At 30.8% G+C, this 25518-nt stretch carries 25 protein-coding genes and 1 tRNA gene; 15 read left to right on the top strand and 11 right to left on the bottom strand.

Annotated features, from left to right (window positions below):
* The coding region (locus MK115_RS01295) for a M3 family metallopeptidase (RefSeq protein WP_287608440.1) at positions 1-2000 on the top strand (2000 nt) is incomplete at its 5' end.
* On the opposite strand, the gene MK115_RS01290 is transcribed toward MK115_RS01295, so the two are convergent.
* The 4 genes from MK115_RS01290 to MK115_RS01275 form a co-directional block, all read right to left on the bottom strand.
* The gene (locus MK115_RS01290) at positions 1993-2586 is read right to left on the bottom strand and encodes an esterase/lipase family protein (RefSeq protein WP_287608439.1); all 594 of its coding nucleotides are present in this window, start codon (positions 2584-2586) and stop codon (positions 1993-1995) included. The two genes, MK115_RS01295 and MK115_RS01290, sit on opposite strands and share 8 nt — an antisense overlap.
* 4 nt (positions 2587-2590) lie before the next feature.
* Positions 2591-2953: a dihydroneopterin aldolase gene (folB, locus tag MK115_RS01285; protein WP_287608438.1), complete on the bottom strand. Its 363-nt coding sequence runs from the start codon at positions 2951-2953 to the stop codon at positions 2591-2593.
* Positions 2954-2964: 11 nt separating this feature from the next.
* Complete coding sequence (locus tag MK115_RS01280; RefSeq protein WP_287608437.1) at positions 2965-4275, bottom strand: glutamate-5-semialdehyde dehydrogenase; 1311 nt, start codon at positions 4273-4275, stop codon at positions 2965-2967.
* 66 nt (positions 4276-4341) lie between these two features.
* Positions 4342-8238: a translocation/assembly module TamB domain-containing protein gene (locus tag MK115_RS01275; protein WP_287608443.1), complete on the bottom strand. Its 3897-nt coding sequence runs from the start codon at positions 8236-8238 to the stop codon at positions 4342-4344.
* 115 nt (positions 8239-8353) lie between these two features.
* On the opposite strand from MK115_RS01275, the gene MK115_RS01270 reads away from it, so the two are divergent.
* The 9 genes from MK115_RS01270 (at position 8354) to MK115_RS01230 (ending at position 18650) form a co-directional block, all read left to right on the top strand.
* Positions 8354-8797 carry a DUF2518 family protein gene (locus MK115_RS01270; RefSeq protein ID WP_287608436.1) on the top strand — a complete coding sequence of 148 codons (444 nt, stop codon included), beginning with the start codon at positions 8354-8356 and terminating at the stop codon, positions 8795-8797.
* A gap of 11 nt (positions 8798-8808) precedes the next feature.
* Positions 8809-9228, top strand: a complete 420-nt coding sequence (locus MK115_RS01265) for a DUF4332 domain-containing protein (protein ID WP_287608435.1) — start codon at positions 8809-8811, stop codon at positions 9226-9228.
* A 40-nt stretch (positions 9229-9268) separates the two neighbouring features.
* Positions 9269-9535 (top strand): DUF8664 family protein, encoded by a 267-nt coding sequence (locus MK115_RS01260; protein ID WP_287608434.1) that lies wholly within the window; start codon positions 9269-9271, stop codon positions 9533-9535.
* Positions 9536-9542: 7 nt separating this feature from the next.
* Positions 9543-11123 (top strand): CocE/NonD family hydrolase, encoded by a 1581-nt coding sequence (locus tag MK115_RS01255; RefSeq protein WP_287608433.1) that lies wholly within the window; start codon positions 9543-9545, stop codon positions 11121-11123.
* Between the two features lie 52 nt (positions 11124-11175).
* Complete coding sequence (gene glgB / locus MK115_RS01250; RefSeq protein ID WP_287608432.1) at positions 11176-13440, top strand: 1,4-alpha-glucan branching protein GlgB; 2265 nt, start codon at positions 11176-11178, stop codon at positions 13438-13440.
* Between the two features lie 117 nt (positions 13441-13557).
* A complete protein-coding gene (gene hemE, locus MK115_RS01245) occupies positions 13558-14598 on the top strand; it encodes a uroporphyrinogen decarboxylase (protein ID WP_287608431.1) in 1041 nt (346 codons plus the stop codon).
* Between the two features lie 8 nt (positions 14599-14606).
* Positions 14607-15590, top strand: coding sequence for an NAD-dependent epimerase/dehydratase family protein (locus MK115_RS01240; protein WP_287608430.1), 984 nt, complete (start codon positions 14607-14609; stop codon positions 15588-15590).
* 59 nt (positions 15591-15649) lie between these two features.
* Positions 15650-16000, top strand: a complete 351-nt coding sequence (gene petE / locus MK115_RS01235; RefSeq protein ID WP_025894221.1) for a plastocyanin — start codon at positions 15650-15652, stop codon at positions 15998-16000.
* Between the two features lie 67 nt (positions 16001-16067).
* Positions 16068-18650, top strand: coding sequence for an ATP-dependent Clp protease ATP-binding subunit (locus MK115_RS01230; RefSeq protein WP_287608426.1), 2583 nt, complete (start codon positions 16068-16070; stop codon positions 18648-18650).
* Between the two features lie 48 nt (positions 18651-18698).
* Here the strand turns inward: MK115_RS01230 and MK115_RS01225 are convergent, their stop codons facing one another.
* On the bottom strand, positions 18699-19169 hold the full coding sequence (locus tag MK115_RS01225; protein WP_002807714.1) for a 6-carboxytetrahydropterin synthase: 471 nt from the start codon (positions 19167-19169) through the stop codon (positions 18699-18701).
* 63 nt (positions 19170-19232) lie between these two features.
* Between MK115_RS01225 and hisIE the strand changes: the two genes are divergently transcribed.
* The 4 genes from hisIE to MK115_RS01205 all read left to right on the top strand — a co-directional run bounded on the left by hisIE (position 19233) and on the right by MK115_RS01205 (position 21716).
* Positions 19233-19892: a bifunctional phosphoribosyl-AMP cyclohydrolase/phosphoribosyl-ATP diphosphatase HisIE gene (gene hisIE, locus MK115_RS01220; RefSeq protein WP_287608422.1), complete on the top strand. Its 660-nt coding sequence runs from the start codon at positions 19233-19235 to the stop codon at positions 19890-19892.
* Between the two features lie 173 nt (positions 19893-20065).
* Positions 20066-20989, top strand: a complete 924-nt coding sequence (locus MK115_RS01215) for a sigma-70 family RNA polymerase sigma factor (protein WP_025924308.1) — start codon at positions 20066-20068, stop codon at positions 20987-20989.
* Between the two features lie 37 nt (positions 20990-21026).
* Complete coding sequence (locus tag MK115_RS01210) at positions 21027-21395, top strand: YkvA family protein (RefSeq protein ID WP_011818080.1); 369 nt, start codon at positions 21027-21029, stop codon at positions 21393-21395.
* Positions 21396-21716 (top strand): hypothetical protein, encoded by a 321-nt coding sequence (locus MK115_RS01205; RefSeq protein WP_287608419.1) that lies wholly within the window; start codon positions 21396-21398, stop codon positions 21714-21716. It abuts the gene before it with no gap.
* Positions 21717-21910: 194 nt separating this feature from the next.
* On the opposite strand, the gene MK115_RS01200 is transcribed toward MK115_RS01205, so the two are convergent.
* Positions 21911-22180 (bottom strand): YciI family protein, encoded by a 270-nt coding sequence (locus MK115_RS01200; protein ID WP_041484355.1) that lies wholly within the window; start codon positions 22178-22180, stop codon positions 21911-21913.
* Between the two features lie 97 nt (positions 22181-22277).
* Between MK115_RS01200 and MK115_RS01195 the strand changes: the two genes are divergently transcribed.
* Positions 22278-22634, top strand: a complete 357-nt coding sequence (locus MK115_RS01195; protein WP_011818077.1) for an AbrB family transcriptional regulator — start codon at positions 22278-22280, stop codon at positions 22632-22634.
* 82 nt (positions 22635-22716) lie between these two features.
* On the opposite strand, the gene trpA is transcribed toward MK115_RS01195, so the two are convergent.
* The 5 genes from trpA to pyrC all read right to left on the bottom strand — a co-directional run bounded on the left by trpA (position 22717) and on the right by pyrC (position 25459).
* Positions 22717-23559 (bottom strand): tryptophan synthase subunit alpha, encoded by an 843-nt coding sequence (gene trpA, locus MK115_RS01190; RefSeq protein WP_287608413.1) that lies wholly within the window; start codon positions 23557-23559, stop codon positions 22717-22719.
* Positions 23560-23587: 28 nt separating this feature from the next.
* Positions 23588-23908 carry a DUF3007 family protein gene (locus MK115_RS01185; protein WP_011818075.1) on the bottom strand — a complete coding sequence of 107 codons (321 nt, stop codon included), beginning with the start codon at positions 23906-23908 and terminating at the stop codon, positions 23588-23590.
* Between the two features lie 4 nt (positions 23909-23912).
* Positions 23913-24146 (bottom strand): NAD(P)H-quinone oxidoreductase subunit L, encoded by a 234-nt coding sequence (locus tag MK115_RS01180; RefSeq protein WP_025892975.1) that lies wholly within the window; start codon positions 24144-24146, stop codon positions 23913-23915.
* A gap of 78 nt (positions 24147-24224) precedes the next feature.
* Positions 24225-24310, bottom strand: a tRNA-Leu gene (locus MK115_RS01175).
* Between the two features lie 99 nt (positions 24311-24409).
* Positions 24410-25459, bottom strand: coding sequence for a dihydroorotase (gene pyrC, locus MK115_RS01170; RefSeq protein ID WP_287608406.1), 1050 nt, complete (start codon positions 25457-25459; stop codon positions 24410-24412).
* Between the last annotated feature and the right edge of the window lie 59 nt (positions 25460-25518).

The following is a 25518-nucleotide window of genomic DNA, read 5'->3' as shown; positions in this document are numbered from 1 at the left end:
TAGAAAAGATAGCTAAAGATTTTAAAAACATTGAGAAAAATTTATCTAACTATTTGATTCACAATGATTTAAATTGGGATAAGGTAATAAATCCCTTAAATGAAGTCAATGAAATTCTTAGATGGAGTTGGGGAGTAATAAGTCACCTAAATGCAGTAAATAATTCTGAAAGTCTTAGAGATATTTATTCAAAATTTCTTCCAGAGATTATTAGCTTGAGTAATAAATTCGGACAAAGTAAAATAATTTACAATTCTTTAGTCAAGCTTAAAGAGACAAATAACTTTGATCAAATCAAAAACAGAATTTTAGATAAAGAAATTCTTGAGATGCAACATAGAGGAATTTCACTACAAAAGAATGATCAAGAAGAATTCAACAACATTTCAGAAAAGCTTGGAAAGCTATCAACAGACTTCAGCAATAATGTTCTTGATGCTACTAATAAATGGTTTTTAATATTAAATAAAAAATCTGAAGTCGATGGTCTTCCTGAACGAGTACTTGAATTGATGGCAATTTCTGCACACAATCACTTAAAAAAAGATGAAGAAGTTGATATTAAAAATGGTCCTTGGAAATTAAGTCTAGATATTCCAACTTATACTTCATTTATGACATATGCCACCGACCGTAACCTTAGAGAGAAACTTTATAAGGCATTCGTTGGTAGGGCATCTCAAGGAGAAAAAAATAATTCTCAAATCATTGAAGAGATATTATCTCTTAGAACTAAACAGGCTAATCTTCTCGGTTATAAAAGTTGGGCAGAACTAAGTTTGTCAACGAAAATGGCGAAAGAAATTAAAAATGTTGAAAACCTTTTAGAAGAATTGAGAGAACCAGCATTCAAAACCGCAAAAATTGAATTAGAAACGCTCGATAAGTTTTCTAAAGCTAATGGGTTTCCAAAATCGCAGAATATTGAGCCATGGGATATTAGTTATTGGTCTGAACTTCTTAGAAAGGAAAAGCTCAATTTGGATCAAGAGTCTTTGAGACCTTGGTTCCCACTAAATGATGTTTTGAAAGGTTTATTTAAATTAAGTGAGAAGCTTTTTGAAATTAAAGTAGTTGAGGCGACTGATGAGGCTCCTCTATGGAATGATGACGTCTTATTTTTTAATATCCTCAATAAAGAAGATAAGAAAATAGCATCTTTTTACCTGGATCCATATTCGAGGCCTGAATCAAAGAGAGGAGGGGCTTGGATGGATGAATGTTTGAATAAAAATAATGTTGGCAAAAAGACCCTCCCTGTAGCTTATCTCGTTTGTAATCAGACTCCACCATCAAAAGATAAACCTAGTTTGATGAGTTTTGAAGAAGTTCAGACACTTTTCCATGAATTTGGTCATGGTCTTCAACACATGCTTACTACTGTAAATCTTCCTCAAGCAGCTGGCATCAACAACGTTGAGTGGGATGCAGTCGAACTTCCAAGTCAATTTATGGAAAACTGGTGTTTTCATAAAAATACACTTATGAATATTGCTAAGCACTACAAAACAGGAGAAAAATTATCCGATGAGAATTTTGAGAAGCTCCTAAAGAATAGAACTTTTAATTGTGGTATGGCTACTCTTAGACAACTACATTTTGCAATTACAGACCTCAGATTGCACAGTAGTATTGATAAAAACGAAGGTAAAACAGCAGATGAAATAAGAAGAGAAATTGCAAAACAAACTACTGTTATTGAACCAATTCAAGAAGATCAATTTCTTTGTTGTTTTAGTCATATATTTGCAGGCGGATATTCTGCAGGATATTACTCATATAAATGGGCTGAAGTTCTAAGTGCTGATGCATTTTCAATGTTTGAAGAAGCTGATCTAGAAAACTCTGAAGATTTAAAGTTAATAGGAAAGAAATTCAAAGATACAATACTTAGCTTAGGAGGAAGCTTACCTCCATTAGACATATTTAAACTATTCAGGGGAAGAGAGCCACAAACAGATTCCTTAATAAGACACTTAGGTCTATCTGGAGCTACATAATAATTTCATCGATTATTTTATCAACCACAGATTTATTTCTTACAAGATTTCTATGTTTATATACTTTTACTGATATTTTTTTTCCAAAATTTAAATTTGTCCACCAGCCAGGGAAAACCATCATATCCCAATAAGTAAAGAAATTTATACACTCAATATCATCAAGAAAAAAATCATTATTTGCGAGTTCTCTTAAAAACTTACTATTTATTTTCATTTCTGATATTCCTCTAAAAGGGTATTTAGGTATTAATTGAGCCATCAAAGTTCCTTTGTGAGGGGAACCTATAGATATTAATCTTCTTGTTCTTTTATACCCATTAAATTTTTGAAGCCAGTACCTACCAATTATTCCTCCCATAGAAAATCCCAAAATATCTATTTCTTTTTCTAAACCATATTTCTCTAAAATTAATTCGTTTAATTTATTAGTCAAATCCAGAATTGAAGTCATTCCATATGAATGCTTAAGAGTTGGGGCAAAATATTCAATGCCAATATCATCAAGTTTTGAGGTAATAGAAGAAAAAATACTTGAAGTATTCCAAAGACCATGAATCAATATAATGGGATTTCTTTTTTCCAATACTTTAATTATTTTCAAGAATTCTTACTATTGACACCTTCCCATCGAAACCTGTGATTGGAGGATTGCATTTTGTCAAAATAATTTTAATTTTAGAAAGCTTAAATTCCTGATCAATGATTTCTAAAATTGCGTTTGAATATTTTTCGATTGTGAAACAATATATTTTCTTTGATTGATCTTTTAAAATTTGAACTAATTTTGAATAGTCAACTGTTTTTTTTATATCATCATTTACTGTACATTTTTCAAAATCAGTCCACAAAAATATATCTAAAATAAATAGTTGTCCTAATTCCCTTTCTTCATCAAGAACGCCAACCCTAGCCCAAAGTTTAATATTCTCAATTTTTAAAAAAGTTTCCATCTTTAAAAGTTTTAAAGATCTTTATGTGTATAGATAGCCTTTCCTGATGAAAAATCATCAACTATATTCCCATCACCTTTTAGGAAATATTTATAAGTTACCAAACCTTCTAGACCTACAGGTCCCCTTGGTGGAAGAGTTTGAGTAGATATACCAACTTCAGCTCCGAATCCATATCTAAACCCATCTGCAAACCTAGTAGAGCAATTATGAAAAACACCTGCACTATCAACTACATTCATAAATTTATTGGCAGTATTTGAATTTTCAGTAATTATTCCATCTGTATGTTTTGAACTATATTTTTGAATATGTGTGATTGCTTCCTCAAGATCATCAACAATTTTTATCGATAAAATTAAATCCAAATATTCAGTTTTCCAATCTTCTAGACTAGCCTCATACTTTAACCCTAATTCAACTGATCTCTTATCTCCAATTAATTTAACATCATTAGAATTAAATAAAGGGATGGCCTTTTCTAAAAAAGCTGGTGCGATATCTTTATGGACTAATAAAGTTTCGATAGCATTACATGCTGCAGGATATTGAATTTTGCTGTCCAAAGCGACTGATAAAGCCATCTCTAGATTTGCCTCAATATCTATAAACAAATGACAAATTCCATCAGCATGGCCTAGCACAGGAATTCTTGTATTCTCCTGAATAAATTTAACTAATTCATTACTTCCTCTTGGAATTATTAAATTAATATATTTCTCAAGATTTAACATCGCCATGCTATCTTTTCTGCTTGTTAGTAAACATATTGCATTTTTATCAAGACCTGATTCATTTAAACCTTCTTGCAATGCTTTCACTATTGAAGTATTTGTTAAATTAGCTTCACTACCACCTTTTAGCATTACTCCATTACCTGATCTTATTGCTAATGAACTAATCTGCATCACGGCATCTGGCCTTGATTCAAAAATAACCCCTAAGACTCCAATTGGCACAGTTTTTCTTTCTAAGATCAATCCCTTTGAAAGCTCTCTTTTTATTTGAACTTGATTTACAGGATCAGCCAAGTCTCCAACTTTTCTTACCCCTTCAATTCCTGAATTTAATTTTGATTTTGATAACTTTAATCTAGAAAGTAAAGCCCTAGAAATACCCTTTTTTTCTGCACTTGAATAATCCGCATTATTAGCCTCTAATATTTCTTTAGAATTTTTTTCTAGATAATCAGCCATAAAATTTAAGGCTTTAATTCGATTTTGATTTTCAGTCTGACTTATTTTTATTGATGCCAAACGAACTTTATCAGCTTTTTCTAGAAGATCATTACCTGGTTGAGGAACTTCAAAGATATTAGCCATAATATTTTTTAGTTAATCTAATAATAATTCAAATTAACGATTCTTTAAAGTAAATTTCTTTCTGAGTTAATATCTAAAAAATAATTGAACTTGACTTTTCCAATCCCCATTGGAATCATAAGAACCTAATAATTCTAAGTTTGGATTTGCCTGAAAAGTCAAAATTCCTAAAGGTGAAATATCATCTCTACCTGGAACCGTTTGAAAGGCAAAATTTATCGCATCAGTAATATCAAGCCCTATTTCGGCTACCCAAGCTTGAGAAGAAAATTCCTCATTAGAAGATGATTGACCATCATTTTCTATATCTAAATTTTCATTGGAAAAAATATTATTTAATGAATCATTATTTTCTATTAACGCTGGATATAAAGATAACTGAAATCTTTCACTAAATGCATCAGCATTATTAAGTTGAGAAATAAATGCTCTATTTATTAAATTTGCAGAGTTACCTCCAATCAAACCAATTATTTGTGATCTGTTATAACTTGGCGTGCTCCTTAATTGGATTCTTCTATTTTCATCAGCAAAAGATAATTGATCTAAAAATCCTTCATAAGATGCTTCAATTTTGATAAGCCTTGAATTGCCAATCCCAAATGATCCCAAACCACTAGAAGTCGCATTTACATCAAGATCACCTGAGATGTTTGAATCCTGATTATTTTCACTTATAGGTATTATAGAATCTGGAACTTTACTAACCAGAGAAAAATTAATAAATGGAACAACACCACTTCTTGATGCAAATAAAATATAATTATCTTTATTTTTATCAAGTTTAAATGGAGTAGTATATAGATTAGCTCTACCTTTTTTAAGATAAATTAGACCTCTAGCATTTAAATCTTTGCCTACCTTTCCGTTTATATTAAGGTCTAATTTGGTATCTAAATAAGCTTGAATTAATTCTGAATATTGAAGTTTAAAATCTGGACCAAGTTTTAATTTAAGATTATTAAAACTCAAATTATCCAAATAATTAGGCAAAGTTTCTCCCAAAAGAACTGAATTCAAGATTGTTTCATTTGAAATTATTTCAATATTTTCATTATTATTCCAATAGAGTTCTGGCCAATCTTTTTTATCCTCTTTTCGTATAAGATTATTTTCTTTTTTATTATTTTGATTGGTGCTATTAAAATTAATAAATCCATTATTAAAAGATAGAGAACCTCCCAAAACAGGACTTTCAAATGATCCACTTAAATCGATATCTGAATCTATTAAAAAATTAAAATTATCTTTCTTTAAAGTAAATCTATTTGTTATCAAATTAATTTTTGCCTTCTCGGAATCATTCTTACTATAAAAAGGCAAAGACCCTTTTATAAAAATTTCCCCAGAATCTTCAGCCTTTGCTTTTAGATTATTGATCTCTAAAGAATCAAAATCAAAAATTATTATGCTATTAATATCTTTTATTATATTGTTGAAAAAATCAATTTCAGAATCGTTAATTACGACAAATCCATTTAATAGAGGTTTATTTAAGGTTCCTTTTAGAATCATTCTAAGATTCACATCACCTTCTTTAAAGGTAAAGTATTCATCAGCAAAAATATCTATTAACTCAATAAATTTTCCATTCCCAATCAATCTTAGATCTAAGTTATCTGATTTATTTATAGGTATTGAGCCTTCAATATTAATTGGGATTTCAGAATCATTTATTAGAAGGGAAAAATCAATATCAAAAATAGAATTATTAAATTCAGCTAGTCCTTTATCAAATGTTATTGTGTTATTTTTAATTGATGAATTATTGGAAGAAATTTCACTAGAGAAAGATTTTGTATCAAGATCATAAAATAAATTCATATCTAACCCTCCAAGAAAATCTCTTGGTTTATTTAAAAAGATATTTGCAGTACTTAATGGTAATTTATTAATTCTTAAAGAACCTTTCCCTGTTAATAATCCTCCTTCCAAATCAATAGAAAATTCCTCTTTATTATTCTTATAGTCGTCTCTAGATACATCAAGATAGCCATTTAATTTTGCATTCAATTTATAATTGACTGGTCTATCGCCCTGAATAGTAATTTTTCCATTGTATCTACTTCTAAATTTATTTAAATATTTTTGCAAATTAAATTTGTCCTCTAGCACATTACTATTTTCAATAAAGTTATTTATAAAATCGATCCTCTCTTTAAATGATTTATTATCTTTATTTATTTCCAAATCATCCAAAATATTCGATTTACTTATGGGAATAACTTTTTTATTATCAAAGTTAAAAATATCAACCGCGGTAAGGATAGTCCAACTAGTGCTTACATTCGTGAATTCTGAATTAATAAAATTATTTTTATTTGAATCATATTCGACTTCAATTATTCCTCCATCAATTGGATACAATGAAGAACTTATGTAAAAATAATTATTTTTGACGCTGAAATCAAATAATGAATTGGCTAGATTAATATTTCTATATTTACCTAAACTCCAACTAAGTCGTCCAACCAAGGATGACTGGTCTGACGAAATTGATCCTTCACCATTAATAATTCCATCAATTCTATCGAATTGATTTTTGTTTAAAGATAATTCAAGTTCATCAAGAGGAAAATTATCCGCTCGCCAGTTATAACTATCTTCCTCTTTGAAAATTCCTACAGTCCCTTTATTTGAGTTAAAAACTCTTATAAAATTTGCATTATCTAGTTTAAGATCAGAATCAAACTTAATTGAAAGAAATGAAGGGATTGGAGAATATCTATTTTTCATATTTAGCAGAAATTCATTATTTTCATTTTTAATATCTCCCTCCCATGTTTCTCTAATGCGGATACCTTTAAAGTGCGGATAATCAACATTAAAGTTTATAGAAATATCAGGATCAGTAATTTTTCCTTTTAATTCTCCTTTAGCAGTAATGAAACCCCTTATATCATTTTTTCGGAAAATATTTAAATTAGATAATTGAGTTCTATTTATTTTAAAACTAGTATCTATATCACCAAAATTAATACCTCTTCTATCAAACCAATAGGGAATATTACCCGATAATTTGATATCTGGATTCAGGCTATTAATGTATCCAATACTTCCTATTAGATCAATATTATTGGAACTTTTATTAAATGGTACATTGAGATTAAAATTCGAAGTCAAAGTTCCATAATTTAATTTTTCTGAATTACCAATTAAATTATTATCTTTACAAAAAAACCTAGTTGAATCTGAATTTATATTCTCTGCGAAATCTTCTGGTTTTATTTTTAAATTAGTAAAAGAAAATCTTCCTTCACAAAATGTACGCTTTGATGATTTATTAAATTTAAAGTTAGATTTAAAGGTACCCTTTTTAAAGCTAATTTTTCTATTCCCAATAATATATTCAGAATTCTCAAGATCTAAACCCCTAGAAAATAAATCCAGTTTTAAAAAGTCTTGATTTAACTTTGTATTAAATTTAAATTTTAAAAAACCCTTTTCATCAAAATTTGATTTTACATTTGCAATGATTTGTCTATTTCTTGACTTGTAAATAACATTACCTTTTACTTTTGTTTTTAATCCTGCTTTATTAAACTTCAGATCTGAATATTTATTTAAGTTAAAGTTCAATTCATACTTTGATTGTGATTTTTTTGTAATTCGATCATTTTTATAAGATTCGTCCCTTTTAAAAAAATCTCTATCTATATTTATGGCAGCTTCCTTAGGACTTATTTTTACAATCCATTTTTGTTTTAAAAAAGATCTAAAAGGCATAATGCCCACATATACATTTTTAGCTTTAATTTCAGAATCTATATTTTTTTTATCATTAATTTTTGAATTACCCAAAGAAATACCTAGAAATCTAATCCCGACATAATCACCTAAATCAACATTTTTATCTAAAAGATTCTCAATACTTTTTTCTAGTTCTAATTTCCTAGAACTATAAGTTTCTTTTAAAAAATTATTTAATAAAAAAGTGCCTAAAAAACCTAAAGGTAAAAGCATCCCTACCAAAAGAATCTTAGTATTTAAATTTAGAGATCTAATTTTTTTCAAGTTAGAGCCCAAAAATAGAGTAGGCTTACAAAATATAAGAAATTAATCAGGTCAAAGCCACTAAATGTCTTTTTTTGAACTATTAGAGAACACACCCAAAATTTTTGGATTCTTTGGAATATTTCTTTTCATTTGCACAATAGCAGCTTTTATATTTAATTTTGGTTTTAAATTTCGAATAATTGGAGCAACTATCTTTTCATTATTGCTTTCTTTGAGTAGTTGGGCATTTATACAAAGTTACTCCGAAAAGGTTGTAATAGAAGGTGCAAAATATGTTCCAATTGTTTATGACAATGGGTTCGATTTGATTATTGCTAAAGCAGATGATGACTTTCCAGAAGAATCTATTGAACCAACTTTAGAACAATTATCGGAAAACTTAAGGAAAGGTAGCAGATCTGGTGCGAATGTAAAAATAAAGATAAGAAAACTTGAAAAAATTTCAGATGGTGTAAGTAAACCAGTGGTTATAGGAGAAGTTCAGAAAAATGTCAAAATGAATTAGTCTTTTAAAAAATGGAAAGTAAAACTTTTTTAGATTTTTTGCCAACTAATTTTAGACATGAGAAATCTTTTTTTATTCAAAATAATCTAACTGACTTTGAAAAATTAAGTAATCTTTCGGACTTAGATATAAATGAGATTCAAAGAAAATCTTCACTATGTACATTGAATAATCTAAAGAAAATTAGAGCTATAGCTATTTTTAAAAAAGAAATTGGAATTTCTCCACCGCAAGCATATCTACTTTTACATTGCGGTATATCTTCTATTAAATCATTATCACTATCTACTCCTTACGAATTAGAACGCAAAATTGGTAGATTAGAAAGAACTCTTAGAGTAAAAACTGAGACAAATACAACTTTTACTCTCTTAAAAGAATGGATTAAAAAAGCTAGTCAAATCGACAAATCTATTGGAAATCTTGGATAAAAAAAATTTTTAATGTAGAATTTAGAAAAAGTTAGTGATAATGAAACCTTTGTTATTTTTTTTATTTTTGTTTTCCAACTCTTTATACCCTGTTTTAAGTCAATCTAACTTATTGGAAACTGTAAAAAAGAATCCAAACGAAGCTAGGAATTTATGTAATAAGTTTAGAGAGTTTAATTCAAAAGGCATTTCAGCTAGTTCAGATAAAGCTATAGAGTATGTATCAAACAAAAAAAAGTTAACTCCCGTTAACGCAGAGATCTTTTCTATTTACGTCATTGGGCTGCACTGTCCAGACATTATCTAAAGCCTAAATGTCTGGTTCAAGATGGTTTGACAAGTCTCTAGTACTTAGAGATGGAGTAAGACTTATATCAAGGATTTGGTTACCTAATAGTAATGGGCCATGGCCTGCATTATTAATGAGACAACCTTATGGCAGGGAAATAGCTTCAACTATTACCTATTCTCACCCAGAATGGTGGGCTTCCAAAGGGTATATGGTAATAATTCAAGATGTTAGAGGTATGGGTTCTTCTGAAGGAGTTTTTAATGGTTTTTCTCAAGAAGCTAGCGATACTTCAGAAACACATGAATGGGTAAGGTCTCTAAAAGAATGTAATGGAAAACTTGGCTTATATGGTTTTTCATATCAAGGATTTACTCAACTAACTGGTGAATTAAATTCAAAGCCGCCCGATTGTTTATCTCCAGCAATGACTGGGATGAATATTAAGGATCATTGGTGCTCAGATGGAGGAGCATATTGGTGGCATAACAATATTGCATGGGGACTTCAAATCGCAGCACTAAAAATGAAAAGAGAAAATAAATTGCTTGAGTGGGAAAAGATAAGATTAGCCTTAGAAAATAAAAGTTATTTAAGGGAAGGAATTGATATTTTAAAAAAATATGATCCTAATAGCTTTGTTTTGGAATGGCTTAAAAATTTAAATAATGCTCGCCCATTTGAAGAATTTAAACCAATTTCAACATGGATTAAACAACCTATGTTAATTATTGGAGGACTTTGGGATCCACATTTAAAAGGTGCCTTTGATCTTTATAAAAAATCTAAAGAAGCTGGTGGAAGCCCAGAGATTATTATTGGGAATGCGACACATCTAAATTGGTGGGAGGGATCACAAGAATCTTTATTAAAATTTTTTGATAAACATTTAAAATCAGATGAAAAATTTAATTCTAAGAATTTTAAAGACGAGAAAAAAATATGGAATATTTCATTAAATAAATGGGAAGAATTAGATAATAAATTTCACCCTGAATTTATTTTTGGGCTCAAAAGCGATGGCACAGCAAATGTAGAGGTTGAAGATGGAAGTCTGACCATAAATTCAAAAGGATCAGGATGGTTCACAATTGTTAATGACCCATGGAGACCTACTCCATCTGACGGTGGTCATTTAGGTCCAAATCCAGGAAAGTTTAATAGAAGTATTATTGATAAACGCCTGGATGTAGGTGTTTTTCAAACCAATTCTTTTGAAGAAGATCAATATTTAAGAGGAGTTCCCACATTAGAAATCCAAGTAAAAAGTGATCAGCCCAATTTCGATATCTGCCTTGCTTTATCTCTAGTTGAAGAAGGTAATGAAAAGGTGAATCAATTTTCAACCGGATTCTTAAGGGTTAAAAACTCCAAAATAAGTGAAGAATGCATTTATCAAATAACAATGCAGCCAACAAATATTTGTTTGATTAAAGATAGCAAGCTTCGCTTATCTATATCTGCAGCAGCTTATCCCGCTATTGGAGTTAATCCTGGATTTGGGGAGGGAAATGTTGGAGCGCCTTCAGCAAATCATAGAGTTATTACTCTAAGTTTTAGCCTTAATAAAACATTTATGAAAATGACCCCTTTTTTTTATAAATAATTATTTTTTTGGTTAATCATTTGATATTATTAATCCTTAATATCTACCAGTCATGATCGAGACAATTCAAGCAGACTGGATTAAATCAGAAGCTATCAACCTAGAAAATTGTTGCAATGATAATCCATTAAAAATATTAGGTCCTCATTTTTATGAAGAACAATGGGTAATAAGGGTATGGATGCCTGAAGCCGACGAAGTTAAAATAAATTTTAAAAACAATACCTATAAGGCGGAAAGCATAAACCATAAATGGCTTTTTGAAGCTATCCTGCCTGAAAATCCAAATTATAATTACGAAATAAATATTTCACGAGGAGGGATCACACATACACAACATGACCCTTGGTCATATAGAGAAGAGTGGATGGGAGAAGTTGATAGACATCTTTTTGCAGAAGGTAATCATCATCATATTTGGGAAAAAATGGGAGCACATCTCATTGAAGAAAAGAATCAAAAAGGAGTCATGTTTTGCATTTGGGCTCCAAATGCAAAATCAATCTCGATAATTGGAGATATAAATTCTTGGGATGGAAGACATCATCCAATGCAAAAAAGATTAGGGGGAATTTGGGAACTATTCATGCCAACAATGCAAGAGGGCGACACATATAAATACGAAATAAGAACACAACAAGGTCATATTTATGAGAAAGCTGATCCATATGGTTTCCTTCATGAAATCAGACCTCAAAATGGTTCAATAGTTTCAAAATTGAAAAACTTTAATTGGAATGATAGTTCTTGGATTTCAAATAGAGATTCTTCTAGTCAAATTAACAAGCCAATTTCAGTTTATGAAATGCATTTAGGAAGTTGGCTCCATGAATCAACAGATAATAAATATCTGGAGGACAATGGTGAACCAAGAGACCCAGTGCCTGCAGCCGATTTAAAACCTGGAACAAGATTATTAACTTATCCAGAATTAACCAAGAAACTCATCCCTTACGTAAAAGAGAGAGGATTCACTCATATTGAACTAATGCCAATATCTGAACATCCTTTCGATGGTTCATGGGGATACCAAGTTACAGGCTGGTATGCACCAACAAGTAGATTTGGCACCCCAAATGAATTTAGAGAGTTTGTAAATAAATGTCATGAAGAGGGCATAGGCGTAATTCTTGATTGGGTGCCTGGTCATTTTCCAAAAGATAAGCATGGTTTAGCATTTTTTGATGGTTGTCATCTTTATGAACATGGAGATTCACGAATAGGTGAACACAAAGAATGGGGAACCCTAATATTTAATTACAGCAGAAACGAAGTAAGAAATTTCTTAGTAGCCAACCTCGTTTATTGGTTTGAAGAGTTTCATATTGATGGCATAAGAGTAGATGCTGTAGCTTCAATGCTTTACAGAGATTATCTACGTCCAGATGGAGAATGGATACCCAATGAAAATGGTGGGAATGAAAATATAGAAGCCGTTAAATTTCTTCAACAGGCTAATCATGTACTCTTCCAACACTTCCCAGGTGCACTTTCTATCGCTGAAGAATCAACAACTTGGCCAATGGTAACCAAACCAACTGACATGGGAGGGTTAGGGTTTAACTTGAAATGGAATATGGGATGGATGCACGATATGCTTGATTATTTTGAAATAGATCCTTGGTTTAGGCAATTCCATCAAAATAGTGTAACTTTCTCAATTACATATAACTATACAGAGAACTTTATGCTTGCACTTAGTCATGATGAGGTTGTTCATGGGAAAAGTCATCTTTTGCATAAAATGCCTGGCGATGACTGGAAGAAATATGCAAATACTCGAGCATTACTAACTTATATGTGGACCCACCCTGGTAAAAAAACGATATTTATGGGAATGGAATTTGGGCAAAGACAAGAATGGAATGTTTGGGATGATCTGCAATGGGAGTTACTAGAATTTGAGCCTCATAAAGGTATCAGAAACTTGATTGATGACCTAAACGTTCTTTATAAAAATGAACCTGCATTATGGAAAAATGACTTTGATCCTTATGGATTCCAATGGATTGATTGTAATGACAAATCTAATTCGGTTATAAGTTTCATGAGAAGAGAAAACGATACCAATGAGTGGCTTGTTGTTGTTGCTAACTTTACACCTAATACTCATGGGTCATACAAAGTAGGTGTTCCTGTGGAAGGATTCTATAAAGAAATATTTAATTCAGATGGCTCTAGATACGGGGGCAGTAACAAAGGAAATATGGGGGGTAAAGAAACTATAAATTACAATATTCATGATTATCAAAATGCTCTAGAACTTGCTTTGCCCCCATTAAGCGTGAGTATCTTCAAACATCAATCAAAAAAATAAGAAGGCTCATTTAACTTAGTGCTTCATATAAATGTTCATATAACGCTTTTGCTCTGCTTTACATTGTAAGATTTTTAAGTTGGATTTTAATTTTTTTTTAAAATATCGAATTGAAAAATGGGTCAAGATTTACCACTACTACTTTCTGCCGCATTAGGTAAAAAAGTAAATAGGCCTCCAGTATGGATGATGAGGCAAGCAGGAAGATATATGAAAATCTATAGAGATTTAAGGGAGCGTTACCCAAGCTTTAGAGAGAGGTCTGAAAATCCAGAACTATCATATGAGATTTCAATGCAGCCTTTTCATGCTTTCAAACCGGATGGTGTGATCCTTTTTTCAGATATTCTCACACCTCTTCCAGGGATGGGCATAAATTTTGAAATAATAGAAAGTAAAGGTCCAATTATTGAGGACCCAATAAGAACTCTTAACCAGGTAGAAAATTTAAAAGAATTAAATCCAAGTGAGAGTTTAAGTTTTGTTGGGCAAGTTCTTTCTTCACTAAAAAAAGATGTGAATAATGAGGCAACAGTTTTAGGTTTTGTTGGCGCACCTTGGACTCTTGCTGCATATGTAGTTGAAGGTAAAAGCAGTAAAAATTATTCTTTAATAAAATCAATGGCTTTTAATGAACCAGATTTACTTCATAAACTTCTTGATCATTTTGCAAAATCTATTGGTGAATATCTTAAATATCAAATAAAATCTGGAGCGCAAGTAGTACAAATTTTTGATTCATGGGCAGGCCAACTAAGCCCACAAGATTACGATATCTTTGCTGGGCCGTATCAAAAAAAAGTTGTTGAAATTGTAAAAGCGGAATACCCTGAAACACCAATAATTCTTTACATTTCAGGAAGTGCTGGTGTCATAGAAAGAATGGCAAAAACTGGAGTAGATATAATCTCATTAGACTGGACAGTAGATATTGAAGAGGCTTGTAAAAGAATCCCCAGGGGGATTGGAATTCAAGGTAATGTTGACCCTGGCATTTTATTCGGAAACAAAGAATCAATAAAAGAAAGGATAGATAATACTTTCAATAAAATTAAAGACAGGAAATATATTCTTAATTTGGGTCATGGGATTTTACCTGGGACTCCAGAAGAAAATGCTCAAACATTTTTTGAACATGGAAAAAAACTCACTTACTAGTCAAAGTCTTGGCATATAAAAACTTATTAATCACAGGTGCGAATGGATGTGTTGGCCAATATTTAGTTGATTGGTTTTTAAAAAACACAAAATTCAGGCTTTATCTCATGGTAAGAGACAAAAGTAAGTTACCAATTTCTGTTCAAGAAAATAAAAAAGTCAAGTTAATGGTGTGCGATATCAGGGAATCAAATAGGTATAAAAAGGAAATTAGTCAAATTAATTACCTAATACATACTGCTACAGCTTGGGGAGATCCAAAAAGAGCCTATGAAGTAAATATTAAAGCTTTTGAAGAATTACTAGAAATGCTTGATATTGAAAAGTTAGAAAAGATTATTTATTTTTCAACAGCTAGTATTCTTGATACCCAAACAGAATTAATGAGGGAATCATTGATTTATGGAACAGAGTACATTCAAACAAAATATGAATGTTTCCAGAGACTTAGAGAAAGCTCATTTGCAGAAAAAACATTCGCTGTTTTCCCTACCTTGGTTTTTGGAGGGAATCTTGGAAAAAAAAGTAAATATCCTGTGAGTTATTTAACTAGTGGATTGAAAGAAATTGGGAAATGGCTTTGGTTAGCAAGATTTTTAAAACTCGATTCTAAATTTCACTTTATACACGCAAATGATATCGCCCAGATTTGCGGGTTTCTAATTAAAAATCATAAAGAAGAGCAATACAAAGGCTTTAGAAAATTTGTGCTAGGTCAAAAATTCATTTCAATTGATGATGCCATAATTACACTTTTAAAGAAACATAATATGAGGAGATTTTTTGCGATACCGCTTACAAAAAAAATTCTAAAAATATTATTAAGAATTCTCCCCATCCAAACTACTCCTTGGGATAGCTTCAGTATCAAAAAATATGACTTTAATCATGTCCCCATCACTAATCCTGAGACTTTTAAACTTAAAAGTTATGCCAAGTCACTGAATGATATTTTAAGGTTATCAAAGTTACCAAGCTGTAATAACAATTAAAATTCTCGCAGTTAGGTTACCAAAGCCTTGTAATATGTATAGATAAGCAAATTTTTATTATGTTACGTTCAATCTTTGCAGGGTTATTTGCAATAGTTTTAACTCTAGGTCTAGGTATTTCATCAGTTTCAGCTAAGACTGTTGAAGTAAAACTTGGAACAGATGCTGGAATGCTTGCATTTGAACCAAGTACAGTAACCATTAGTGCTGGTGATACAGTTAAATTCGTCAATAATAAACTTGCCCCTCACAATGCTGTTTTTGATGGGCATGAGGAATTAAGTCATGCGGACCTAGCTTTTGCTCCAGGAGAGTCTTGGGAAGAAACATTTGATACTGCTGGAACTTATGATTACTATTGCGAGCCACACAGAGGCGCTGGAATGGTAGGTAAAGTTATTGTTGAATAAATCTTCTAAATAGTTAAACACCCTTTTTGACTTAATATTTATTACTGTCATACCCAAATTTTGATTGATGAAAATAGTTCCAAGCGAATTCTCAAATTCTGCTTGGAACTGTTTTATTTTTGCCAAAGAAATTGCTTATAAAAATTATCAACAAAACGTAGACTCTGATAATTTATTATTAGCTCTTATAAAAGATGACAATATTACAAAAAAGATTTTTAAAAAAAATAATGTAAATCTAAAAGATCTTGAGAGGGAAATAATTTCTTCATTAAATGCGAAGGCAAAAATGAAAAATAAACAAGATAATTTATATATTGGTGATACTCTTCACAAAATATTTTTGAAGGCGAATGATATTAAAAATACTTTAAATGATGTAGTGATATCAACAGAACACTTAGTTTACGGTTTCACTTATGATGATAAATATGGATTTCAAATTTTAAATCAAAAAGGTATTCCAGAATTTCTTGAAATTATAAAGAAAATGAAGTCAGATCCGGCAGTAAAAAATGAATTTAATAGTTCTAATGAGTCTTTGGAAAAATATGGTATTGATCTAACTCAATCTGCACGAGATGGGATTTTAGACCCTGTTATTGGTAGGGATGAAGAGATTAGAAGAACAATTCAAATATTGAGTAGAAGAACAAAAAATAATCCAGTTCTTATTGGAGAACCTGGGGTTGGCAAAACAGCCATTGTAGAAGGGTTAGCTCAAAGAATTATTAATGGCGATGTACCTTCTGCGCTACAAGATAGGAAACTAATTTCATTAGATATGGGTTCACTTTTAGCTGGAGCAAAATATCGTGGAGAATTTGAAGAAAGAATAAAAAATATTCTAAAGAAAGTGAAAGAATCAGACGGTAAGATTATTCTTTTTATTGATGAAATTCATACGGTAGTTGGTGCAGGCGCTAGTGGAGGTTCTTTAGATGCAAGCAACCTATTAAAACCAATGCTTGCAAGAGGAGAACTTAGATGTATTGGTGCTACAACTATTAATGAACATAAACAAAATATAGAAAAAGATCCTGCTTTAGAACGAAGATTTCAAAAGATAAAAGTTGATGCTCCTTCAATAGATGATACTGTATCAATTTTAAGAGGATTGAGAGAAAGATACGAAGTTCATCATAGTGTGAGAATTTCTGATAATGCTTTAGTTGCTGCTGCAACCCTTAGCGAAAGATATATTAACGATAGATTTCTTCCTGACAAAGCAATAGATCTAATCGATGAAGCAGCCTCAAGATTAAATATGGTCATAACTTCCAAACCTGAAGAAATTGATGAAATTGATCGAAAAGTTCTACAGTTTGAGATGGAAAAATTATCTTTAAAAAGAGAAACGGATGATTTTTCTATAGAAAGATTAAAAAAAATCAATAATGAACTTATATCCCTTAAAGATAAACAGGCAGAATTAGGCGCTCAATGGAAAAAAGAAAAAGATGAAATTGATGAGATTAGCACCATAAAAGAAGAAATTGAATCTGTTCAATTGCAAATAGATCAAGCCAAAAGGAGTTTTGACCTCAACAAAGCAGCAGAATTAGAATTTGGAACTTTAAATTCTTTGCAAAAAAAATTGAAAGAAAAAAGTGAGTCCCTAGTAAATTCTCAAAAAAATGGAGATACAAGTCTTTTAAGACAAGAGGTAACTTTTGATGATATTGCAGAAGTTGTCTCAAAGTGGACCTCTATTCCAGTACAGAACTTAAACCAGTCAGAAAAAGATAAACTCTTGAGCCTCGAGTCAATCCTTAAAGAAAAAATTATTGGTCAAGATAGTGCAATTAGGGCAGTTGCAGATTCCATTAAGAGATCAAGGACTGGTCTAAATGATCCAAGCAAGCCATTAGCCAGTTTTCTCTTTTTAGGTCCAACTGGTGTTGGGAAAACAGAGCTAAGTAAAGTAACAGCCAAAATAATATTCGATTCAAATTCTTCAATTACAAGACTGGATATGTCTGAATATATGGAAAAGCATTCAGTGAGCAAAATTATAGGTGCGCCTCCTGGATATTTAGGTTTCGAATCAGGCGGTCAACTAACTGAAGCTGTACGCAAAAATCCTTATTCATTAATACTCCTAGATGAAATAGAGAAAGCTCACAAAGATATTTTAGATATTCTCTTACAGGTTCTTGATGATGGAATCATTACTGATGGTCAAGGTCGTACAATCAATTTCAAAAATTCAATCATTGTTCTCACAAGTAATTTAGGAAGTCAATCAATAAATGATTTATCAGTTAGAAAAGAAGATACAAATGAAATTAAAAAAGTTGTAGATAATGAAATTAAAAAATTTTTCAAGCCTGAGTTTTTAAATCGACTTGATGAAATAGTTATTTTTAATAATTTAGAATTAAATGACATAAAAGAAATTGCAAAAATCCAGCTTCAACATTTAGAAAAAAGACTTAACAAAAAAAACTTAAAATTCAAAATTACGGATGAAGCAATTAACCAACTTGTCGAAAATAGTTTCGATCATGCCTATGGTGCAAGGCCTTTAAAAAGAATTATTCAAAAACAAATTGAGACAAAAATTTCAAATAATATATTGAATAATCATTACCTTAATAAAGACGAGATTAATATTTATCTGGTTAATGGAGAGATAAATGTTGATTAAATATCTAATTAAAGAATCCTATATGACTTTAAAATTAACAACTTTAATCTAAGATTTGAACCAATCAGGAATTTCCTCATAACTTGCTTTATTCGATTTATTTTCTTTTGATTCTGTTTTCCAACAACATGTTCTGCCCTTATCCTTATCCTGTAAGTATTCATTAGCCCATCTCCAAATTAATTCAGAGGTGAACTCCATTCCCACATTATCCATAATTCTCAGATCTAAAGCATCTAAGTCATGTAATTTTTCCCAGTAATTCAGCAAAGGGTCATCTTTATTTATTAGAAAAGTATGGTCAAATTGCTCCTTTAGTCTATTTTCTAGGGGCTTTAGACTTGAAAAATCGACAACAAAACCATTTAGGTCTAATTTTTTTGCAGTGAACCAAAAGGTGAATGATCTTGAATATCCATGCACAAATCTGCAGTGGCCTTCATGGCGCCATTGCCTATGTGAACAGGGAAAATCCTCGTAACTTTTGCTGCATGAAAATTTCAGAGAATGAATATACATCAATTAACTGTTAGGATAATTTTTAATAAAACACATTGAGTAGGATTTAACATAACGAACATAATGACTTATTCAACTAATTTTTCGATAGAGGATCTACGCTTTGATAATTATGGATTAATCCCTGCAATAGCACAAGATTGGCTTGACGGATCAATTCTTATGCTTGCTTGGATGAACAAAGAATCTTTGACAATGACACTTGAAACCAAAAACGTTCATTATTGGAGTAGATCAAGATCCGAAATTTGGAGAAAAGGAGCTACAAGTGGAAGTACCCAAATACTTAAGGAGATAAGATTCGACTGCGATAATGATGCACTAATCCTTTTGATTGAACAAAATGGTTCAGGAGCATGTCACACTGGGGAAAAAAGTTGTTTTTTCAACGAAATCAAAATTAATCAAAGTGATAAAAAAGAGAAAAAAACAACTCCCTTCTCAAATATTTGCTCTGAATTATTCAATACAATTAACGAAAGATCAATAAATCCATCAGAAAAAAGTTACACAAATCATTTATTAACAAAAGGTAGTAATACTATTTTGAAAAAAATAGGAGAGGAATCTGCAGAATTTATAATGGCTTGCAAAGATAATGATAAAAATTCAATCTCAAATGAAGCTGCTGATTTAATTTATCATCTGCAAGTAGCCCTTATGCATAAAGGCGTTGAGTGGAGAGATGTACTTGCTGTTCTAGAATCAAGAAGAAAAAATTAAATAATTAAAATTTATAATTTTTAATTTTTTTAACCTAAAAATTTTAAAAAATAATGTTAATTAACTAATTAATAATTATTAATTAATTATTAATTAATTATTAATTAATTATTACATGTATGGCTTATTACTGAATTGACTATAAGTTAAATATATCAACAATGAGGTAAATCGTGAGTTCATTAAGCGATTTTCTTGGTGAAATAGGTCGTCATCAACTTTTGACTCCCGAAAGAGAACTCACAATGGGCAGAAAAGTCCAAGAAATGGTTGTACTTGTTAATAGATGTCAAGAGGCAGGAGGGAAAGGCCCCGCTTGTGAATATTCCGAAGCTGAGAGAAAAAAGATAAAAATTGGTGAAAAAGCTAAAAACGAGATGATAACAGCCAACCTAAGACTAGTTGTCAACCTTGCCAAGAGATACCAAGGGAAAGGATTAGAATTACTGGACTTAATTCAGGAGGGGACATTAGGTCTTACAAGGGCCGTAGAAAAATATGATCCGTCTAGAGGACATAGATTTTCTACCTATGCTTATTGGTGGATTAGGCAAGGTTTAAATAGAGCATTGTCAACTCAAAGTAGAACGATAAGGATCCCTGTTAACATTAATGAAAAACTTACAAAACTAAGATCAGCAAAATCAAAGCTTATGCAACTTAAGGGTATTCCACCTACTAGTGATGAGCTAGCTGAAGAAATGAAAATAACCAAAGAGGAAATTGACGAACTCCTTTCTTGTGAATTGAGAAGCATCACTGTTAGTCTCCAAGGTACTGTTAAATCAAAATCAGATCCTTCCGAGTTAGTTGATATTCTTCCAAGTGATCAAACTCCCCCAATGGAATTAGCCGAATTAGCCGAAAGGACAGCCTCGGCTTGGAAGTTATTAGATAAAGCAAATTTAACTGAGAAAGAAAGAAAGATAGTAAGCCTAAGATTTGGTTTAGACGGCTCAAATGAATGGAGAACTTTAGCTGAAGTTGCAAGACATATGAGTTGTAGCAGGGAATATTGCCGACAAGTTGTTCAACGTGCTTTAAGAAAACTTAGAAAAGCAGGAATACAGAATGGATTAGTTGATAGTATTAGCTAAAAATTCCATTAAAAATATTTAAATTTCATTTATAAGGATGAAAGAGAATTACAAAACCCAAGAAAAAATCTATGATGCTGAAGTTTTAGAGAGTTCAACATTTGATGAAAATATCATTATCAAGATTCTTATTAAAGCAGGAAGAACAATTGCCAAGCCTGCCTTAGAAGTTTTGGAGATGGCTTTAGATCCTTATACTCCAGCACAAGTAAGAGTTTCATTAATGGCTGCTCTAGCATATTTGATTATGCCATTTGATCTTTTCCCTGACTTTATGCCTTTAGTTGGTTTTAGTGATGATTTTGTAGCCCTCACAGCAGTACTCAGTATATGGAGCAAATACATGACTCCTTCAATAAGAGCAAGAGCAGAGAATAAGCTTAATAAGTTATTTCCTTTTTATTGAATGAGTAAATTATCTATACAGGAAGAAAAAGAACTCGTCTCCTTCATTAAAGATTGGTTAAAATCGCATGGATTTACCCAAAAAGACTTAGCAAATGAATTAAATATTAAATCGAGTAGAACCTCCGAGATTATTCTCAAAATTAAAGAATTATATAAAAAAGGCGGCATGTTCAATATTGCAAAAAATCTTATAAAGATTGAGCAAAAATGGTTAAACAATATCAAGAACGATTATCTAGAAACAAAACAAACACCACCATATAATCAATTAGATATCGACTCATTAGTAAACCAGATAAATCAAGATACTAGTAAATAAATATTATTTAAAATAATATATTTTTAATTAAAAATGATATAACCTCTTAAAACTAACGTTTAAATAAATATCGTTTTAACTCCTAAATAAGATAAATAATTGAATTATTAAAGCAAAAATAATATGTATTTTTAAGTTAAATTAATTCTTTTAATAAATAGTTAATAATTACTAAATTTTTTCGTAAATCATATTTAAAATGCTTGAATCCAGGGATAAATATCATAATTAATCCATATACCTTTTTCCCAATATATATCCTCCTCAATAAGATCTTTCAACTCGTTTACATCATTAGCATTAAAAATTCCAAACAAATATTTGGTACATTTTGTTGGCCCTAATGTAACTAAAATATCGCTATCTTTTAAGTTTTTAAGTCTCTTAAGATGTTGTTCTCGAAATGGTTCCCTTTTAATAATTGCATCTTCACAGTACCTTCCAAAAACTACAAACTTTTCCATTTTTAAATATAAATAATAGAATGAATAGATACTTAATAATTGCATATATTACACGCAGATTGCTATGTTATTTAATACAACTTTCTTTTAATTAATTATGCTAACTGGTAGCGATCTCCTTGCAAAAGTTAAAGAACTTGGTGATGTTAGCAAATCTGACCTAGTTCGCGCCTGTGGATATGTTTCCACTAAAAAAAACGGAGGTGAACGCTTAAACTTTACCGCATTTTATGAAGCACTTTTAGAAGCAAAAGGGGTTAATCTTGGTGATTCTGGAGTTGCAGGTATTGGAAAAGGTGGAAGAAAACTTAGTTATATTGCTACAGTTCAAGGCAATGGAAATCTTCTGATTGGGAAAGCATATACAGCACTTCTTGATTTAAAAGCAGGTGATGAATTCGAAATTAAGCTCGGAAGAAAACAAATCAGATTATTACCTACAGAAGAATCTTAAAGACAACAAAAATAAATTGAATATATCATTTTTAATTAATTTTCTATAATTAATTCTTTTAATTAATAAATTATCTTTGTATTTATTTTTTTTGATCAGCAGCTAAACGCATTTCTTTACAAAATTCACCAACATGATCGACAACATCTTTTTCACTTGAACTAGAAATTCGTTTTACAAATGCACTCCCAATAATTACTCCATCTGCTCCCCACTCACGAACTTTATTAACATGTTCTGGAGTGGATATTCCAAAACCAACAGCAATTGGATTGCTATTTACATCTTTTAATTTAGCAATAAGATTTTCTACTCTATTTTCCATTTTGTTTCTCTCACCAGTGACACCTGTAACACTTACTAAATAAGTAAAGCCTTTTGTATGATTTGATATTTGTTTCATTCTTTCAAAAGGAGTAGTTGGAGCTACCAATAAAATTAAGTCCATAGAATGGTTACTAACTATTTTAGAAAATTTATAAGCTTCCTCTAAAGGGAGATCAGGAACTATTAGTCCAGAAACTCCAGCATTAGATGCCATCTCACAAAACTTTTCAAAGCCAAAACATAGTAATGGATTTAAGTAAGAAAAAAGGATGATGGGAATATTTAATTTACCTTTTAAAGACTCTAAAAGTTTAATTACTTTTCTTAAGCTAGTACCTGACTTTAAGGCGCGAGAGGCCGCCACTTGAATAACAGGTCCGTCTGCAAGTGGGTCACTGTAAGGGATACCTAATTCAATAAGGTCAGCTCCATTTTCTTGTAACTTTAATAAGATCTCAGACGTTATTTCAATATTGGGATCCCCAGCCATTATAAAAGGCATTAAAGCAAATTTTTTTTTATTTTTTAACTCACAAAACATCTCATCTACCTTAGATAAAGATTCATTTTTAGTAATTTGCATTTTGTTATCTTTCATAATTTTTAGATATTTTTCTATGAAAAATTTATGGATTTTTCTCTAAATCTTCCATAAGTTTTTGCTGCTCTTCCTTTGACAATGAGTTGAATTTGGTTTCTAGTTTATCATTAACAACTTTTTCATACTCTTTTCTATAACGCTTCCTTTGTTCCATAAAAGTCATTTTTCCATTTACAACTCTATAAACATAAGATGTTACCCAAGTAATAACAATCAAAATCAAGATACAACTTGATAGAGTAGTGGCTGTAAAATTATCGATACCAATTTGCGGTGCAAATTTATAACTAATTAATCCTATTAATGAAATAAATAAACCTATTTGTATAACTTTTCCTTTAGTCAATTATTTACCCTTTACCACTTCCTTTTAGTCTGAGATTTAAAAATGGAGAAAATAAAATTAAACCTGGAAAGAAAAGAAATACAAGGCCATAAATTCCTAATCTTTCAAATTTGCCCATAATATTCCATCTATTATTCATCCAGTAAAATAGTAACAATGGGATAACCAATAAATAGGTAGAAATAATTCCGATATAAGCAATTAAAGTAGCGAATGAATTATTGAAAAAACTTTCCATTTTAATTTATGGTTGCTTAGTTAAAACATAACAACTATTGGAAGTTATCGTCAGAACTAAAAATAAATAATTAAATAATGGGAGTGGGGGGACTTGAACCCCCACGAGCTAAATCGCTCGACGGATTTTAAGTCCGGCGCGTCTACCAATTCCGCCACACTCCCAAAGGAATTTGCGCTTTCTAATCGTAGCTGAAAGTAACCCATTTAACCAAGAAAAATTGGAATATTTACACTTTTAATTGTCAGATTAAATCTAATTTTTTAATTTACTATTCCTTCTACTTGCCATTGTAAAGTTTCACCTGCATGAAATGGTTTTATTTGTCCGACAATATTTTTTTCTTCAACAACATCAATATATTCTTTAATTTTGTTAGGTCTAGAAACTAATTTTAATTTTTCTTTATTTGGTGGGACATTATAAAAATTAGGGCCATTCAAACTTGCAAACTTTTCAAAATTATCTAGAGCATCCTCCTCTTCGAAAACTGTTAAGTAGCTTTCTATTGCTACTGGCGAATTAAAAATGCCTGCACATCCACAAAAAGCCTTCCACTTCCTAAGGTGTGGAGCAGAGTCAGTCCCCAAGAAAAAACATTTTTTCCCACTTGTTGCCGCTCTCCTTAAAGCGAGTCTATTATTTTCCCTCTTAGCAACTGGTAAGCAGTAAAAATCACTATTTAAGCCTCCAAAAAACATTGCATTTCTATTTATATGCAAATGATGCGGAGTAATAGTAGCCCCAATATTATTTTCTTGCACAAAATCCACTGCGTAAGAGGTGGTTATATGTTCTAGAACGATTTTTAATTTTGGAAATCTTTTGGTTATTTGAGAAAGTTCTTTATCTATAAAAACTTCTTCTCTATCGAATACATCTACTTCAGAATCAGTCACTTCCCCATGAATTAAAAGAGGCATTCCAGAATCTTGCATTAATTCAAAGATCTTATATAGATTTTCTATTTTCCTAACTCCATGACTGGAATTTGTTGTGGCATTAGCAGGATATAATTTTGCTGCAAAAAAAACATTATTTTTAAAACCATTAATTAGTTCCCCTTTATCAGTGTCATCTGTAAGATAAATTGTCATTAATGGTTCAAACTTAGAACTTTCTGGTAGCGCTTCAACAATAGATTTCCTATAAGAAATAGCGCTATTGATTGATGTTATGGGACTTTTAGTATTTGGCATAACAATGGCTCTTCCAAAATATTCCGAAGTAAACTGAATGATATTTTTTAATACAAGACCTTCTCTTAAATGTAAATGCCAATCATCAGGTTTTATTATGTTTAAAGTCTTCAAAATTTTTTCTATTTAATCAATTTTAACAGCAAATTAAAATTGACAATAAATTATAGATA

The organism is Prochlorococcus sp. ALOHA_ZT_50 (genome assembly GCF_022447305.1).
In the GTDB taxonomy this organism is placed as follows: Bacteria; Cyanobacteriota; Cyanobacteriia; order PCC-6307; family Cyanobiaceae; genus Prochlorococcus_A.
Note: the sequence above shows the minus strand (reverse complement) of the source record. Positions and strands in the feature narration are given on the sequence as shown.

Excerpts from the sequence above, each read along its gene's own strand:
- MK115_RS01205 (WP_287608419.1), top strand. The coding sequence starts at position 21,396 with ATGAGTAAATTATCTATACAGGAAGAAAAAGAACTCGTCTCCTTCATT.
- hisIE (WP_287608422.1), top strand. The coding sequence starts at position 19,233 with ATGACTTATTCAACTAATTTTTCGATAGAGGATCTACGCTTTGATAAT.
- MK115_RS01230 (WP_287608426.1), top strand. The coding sequence starts at position 16,068 with ATGAAAATAGTTCCAAGCGAATTCTCAAATTCTGCTTGGAACTGTTTT.
- MK115_RS01280 (WP_287608437.1), bottom strand. The coding sequence starts at position 4,275 with ATGGCTAATATCTTTGAAGTTCCTCAACCAGGTAATGATCTTCTAGAA.
- hemE (WP_287608431.1), top strand. The coding sequence starts at position 13,558 with ATGGGTCAAGATTTACCACTACTACTTTCTGCCGCATTAGGTAAAAAA.
- MK115_RS01180 (WP_025892975.1), bottom strand. The coding sequence starts at position 24,146 with ATGGAAAGTTTTTTCAATAATTCATTCGCTACTTTAATTGCTTATATC.
- MK115_RS01200 (WP_041484355.1), bottom strand. The coding sequence starts at position 22,180 with ATGGAAAAGTTTGTAGTTTTTGGAAGGTACTGTGAAGATGCAATTATT.
- glgB (WP_287608432.1), top strand. The coding sequence starts at position 11,176 with ATGATCGAGACAATTCAAGCAGACTGGATTAAATCAGAAGCTATCAAC.
- trpA (WP_287608413.1), bottom strand. The coding sequence starts at position 23,559 with ATGAAAGATAACAAAATGCAAATTACTAAAAATGAATCTTTATCTAAG.
- MK115_RS01265 (WP_287608435.1), top strand. The coding sequence starts at position 8,809 with ATGGAAAGTAAAACTTTTTTAGATTTTTTGCCAACTAATTTTAGACAT.
- MK115_RS01255 (WP_287608433.1), top strand. The coding sequence starts at position 9,543 with ATGTCTGGTTCAAGATGGTTTGACAAGTCTCTAGTACTTAGAGATGGA.
- MK115_RS01260 (WP_287608434.1), top strand. The coding sequence starts at position 9,269 with ATGAAACCTTTGTTATTTTTTTTATTTTTGTTTTCCAACTCTTTATAC.
- MK115_RS01270 (WP_287608436.1), top strand. The coding sequence starts at position 8,354 with ATGTCTTTTTTTGAACTATTAGAGAACACACCCAAAATTTTTGGATTC.
- MK115_RS01275 (WP_287608443.1), bottom strand. The coding sequence starts at position 8,238 with ATGCTTTTACCTTTAGGTTTTTTAGGCACTTTTTTATTAAATAATTTT.
- MK115_RS01210 (WP_011818080.1), top strand. The coding sequence starts at position 21,027 with ATGAAAGAGAATTACAAAACCCAAGAAAAAATCTATGATGCTGAAGTT.
- MK115_RS01195 (WP_011818077.1), top strand. The coding sequence starts at position 22,278 with ATGCTAACTGGTAGCGATCTCCTTGCAAAAGTTAAAGAACTTGGTGAT.
- MK115_RS01225 (WP_002807714.1), bottom strand. The coding sequence starts at position 19,169 with ATGTATATTCATTCTCTGAAATTTTCATGCAGCAAAAGTTACGAGGAT.
- petE (WP_025894221.1), top strand. The coding sequence starts at position 15,650 with ATGTTACGTTCAATCTTTGCAGGGTTATTTGCAATAGTTTTAACTCTA.
- folB (WP_287608438.1), bottom strand. The coding sequence starts at position 2,953 with ATGGAAACTTTTTTAAAAATTGAGAATATTAAACTTTGGGCTAGGGTT.